The sequence below is a fragment of the Belnapia mucosa genome, assembly GCF_016775475.1.
Taxonomy (GTDB): Bacteria; Pseudomonadota; Alphaproteobacteria; order Acetobacterales; family Acetobacteraceae; genus Belnapia; species Belnapia mucosa.
Map to the genome: position 1 here is coordinate 1 of NZ_JAEUXJ010000059.1, position 3,145 is coordinate 3,145.

Below are 3,145 nucleotides of genomic sequence, written 5' to 3' on the forward strand. Positions count from 1 at the left end.
GACGGGTTTCACTGTTGGATCCGGCTGGGTGGCCCGGCGGCGACCGACTTTCCCGCAGCTTGAGCTGCAGTATCATGGGCGCTGGGGTGTTTCACGGCCGAGTTCGGGATGGGATCGGGTGTATCATCCCCGCGATGACCACCGGGCCACCTGGCCGGATCCTTGAGTGAGTGGGGCATGGTTAGGGGTGTGGTGCGGCTTGGTGCTGCGTGCGGGTCCTCTTGTGGAGGGTGACGCGGCCTGGGGTGGTGTGGTGTGTGTGTGTGGTGTGGGATGGGAGTTCTATCGGGCGATTAGGACCGCTCGGCTGCATGCATTGCTGCACTTCTACCTGCGGCCTATTGACGTGCTGGTCTGGCACGGCCCTTGGGGGAGACCTCGTTTGGAGGGGGGTTTCCTGCTTAGATGCCTTCAGCAGTTATCCCGTCCGCACTTAGCTACCCAGCACTGCCGCTGGCGCGACAACTGGTACACCAGAGGTGCGTCCATCCCGGTCCTCTCGTACTAGGGACAGATCCTCGCAAGTCTCCTACACCCACGGCAGATAGGGACCGAACTGTCTCACGACGTTCTAAACCCAGCTCACGTACCGCTTTAATCGGCGAACAGCCGAACCCTTGGGACCTGCTCCAGCCCCGGGATGCGATGAGCCGACATCGAGGTGCCAAACCTCCCCGTCGATGTGGACTCTTGGGGGAGATCAGCCTGTTATCCCTAGAGTACCTTTTATCCGTTGAGCGATGGCCCTTCCACGCGGGACCACCGGATCACTAAGGCCGACTTTCGTCTCTGTTCGCGCTGTCGCGCTCACAGTCAGGCGGGCTTGTGCCTTTGCACTCAACAGCCGATGTCCGACCGGCTTGAGCCCACCATCGCGCGCCTCCGTTACCATTTGGGAGGCGACCGCCCCAGTCAAACTGCCCACCACGCAGGGTCCTGGCCCGGGATAACCGGGCTCAGTTAGACGCCAGAAAGGCACAGGGTGGTATTTCAAGGTTGGCTCCACCAAGGCTGGCGCCCCGGCTTCAAAGCCTCCCACCTATCCTACACAGTCCCTTCCTGGCGCCACTGCGAAGTTGCAGTAAAGGTTCATAGGGTCTTTCCGTCTAACCGCGGGTACCCCGCATCTTCACGGGGAGTTCAATTTCGCTGAGCCCATGCTGGAGACAGTGGGGAGGTCGTTACGCCATTCGTGCAGGTCGGAACTTACCCGACAAGGAATTTCGCTACCTTAGGACCGTTATAGTTACGGCCGCCGTTTACCGGGGCTTCGGTTCGATGCTTGCACATCTCCCCTTGACCTTCCGGCACCGGGCAGGCGTCAGACCCTATACGTCATCTCTCGATTTCGCAGAGCCCTGTGTTTTTACTAAACAGTCGCCACCCCCTGGTTTGTGTCACCCAACCCTGGTTGCCCAGGATTGGGTCTCGCTTATCCCGAAGTTACGCGAGCAATTTGCCTAGTTCCTTCAGCATGGTTCTCTCAAGCGCCTTGGTATGCTCTACCAGTCCACCTGTGTCGGTTTAGGGTACGGTCTATACGCCAGCGCTATTTCCCGAGCCGATCCAGCTGCACACCCAATCCGATAAGGGCATACAGAACTTCACGGCTGTCACGTCTGGCAGGCGCGGGAATATTCACCCGCTTCCCATCGGCTACGGCTGTCGCCCTCGCCTTAGGGGCCGGCTCACCCTGCGCGGATTAGCCTTGCGCAGGAACCCTTGGACTTCCGGCGGGAGAGTTTCTCACTCTCCTTGTCGCTACTCATGTCCGCATTCGCACTTCCGATACCTCCAGCACCCCTCGCGGGTATGCCTTCGCAGGCTTACGGAACGCTCCGCTACCGCTTGCTTGCGCAAGCCCACAGCTTCGGCAGATGGCTTGAGCCCCGTTACATTTTCGCCGCGGGACAGCTATTAGACCAGTGAGCTATTACGCTTTCTTTAAAGGATGGCTGCTTCTAAGCCAACCTCCTGGTTGTTATGGCCGTCCTACATGCTTTCCCACTTAGCCATCATTTGGGGGCCTTAGCTGGTGGTCTGGGCTGTTTCCCTCTCGACAATGGACCTTAGCACCCACTGTCTGTCTGCCCACCTGCACTCCTCGGCATTCGGAGTTCGGTAGGGTTTGGTAGGGCTTTGGGCCCCCCTAGCCCTTCCGGTGCTCTACCTCCGAGGGTGATCGATGGACGATCTACCTCAATAGATTTCGCGGAGAACCAGCTATTTCCGAGTTTGATTGGCCTTTCACCCCTAGCCACAGCTCATCCCCGACTTTTTCAACAGGCGTGGGTTCGGCCCTCCAGTGCGTGTTACCGCACCTTCAGCCTGGCCATGGCTAGATCACTCGGTTTCGGGTCTTCTACCGGCAACTCGGCGCCCTGTTCGGACTCGCTTTCGCTGCGCCTACACCTCTCGGCTTAAGCTTGCTGCCAACAGAAACTCGCGGACCCATTATACAAAAGGTACGCCGTCACGGGACAAGCCCGCTCCGACTGCTTGTAGGCGCTCGGTTTCAGGTCTCTTTCACTCCCCTCATCGGGGTGCTTTTCACCTTTCCCTCACGGTACTGGTGCACTATCGGTCGCCAAGGAGTATTTAGGCTTGGAGGGTGGTCCCCCCATGTTCAGACAGGGTTTCACGTGCCCCGCCCTACTCAAGGATCACTGCGCGCCATACGCCTACGGGGCTATCACCCACTCTGGCCGGCCTTTCCAGACCGCTCGGCTTAACGCACAACAACCACTGGCCTGCTCCCCGTTCGCTCGCCACTACTAGGGGAATCTCACTTGATGTCTGTTCCTCCAGGTACTGAGATGTTTCAGTTCCCCAGGTTCGCCTCTACAGCCTATGAATTCAGCTGCAGATCTCCTTAACGGAGGGGTTTCCCCATTCGGACATCCGCGGATCAACGATCGCTCGCATCTCCCCGCGGCTTTTCGCAGCGTGCCACGTCCTTCATCGCCTCTTGGCGCCAAGGCATCCACCGAACGCCCTTGTCTCACTCACCATCAACACTTCACACACACAGTGCCATCACCCCAGACCGCCCGCACGCAGGACCAAATCGCACAGCCCCACCTGCAAAACAGCCAGGGCACAACACCCTAACCATTACTTCCCGTCTTCAACTGTCAAATGAACA

Annotated in this window: 2 rRNA genes; both read right to left on the reverse strand. The window is 58.9% G+C overall.

Features of this window, described 5'->3' with window-relative positions:
- Window positions 1-31 precede the first annotated feature (31 nt).
- Window positions 32-146: ribosomal RNA gene (rrf, locus tag JMJ55_RS30255) — 5S ribosomal RNA — on the reverse strand.
- A gap of 126 nt (window positions 147-272) precedes the next feature.
- A 23S ribosomal RNA gene (locus tag JMJ55_RS30260) occupies window positions 273-3,010 on the reverse strand.
- Window positions 3,011-3,145: the final 135 nt, after the last annotated feature.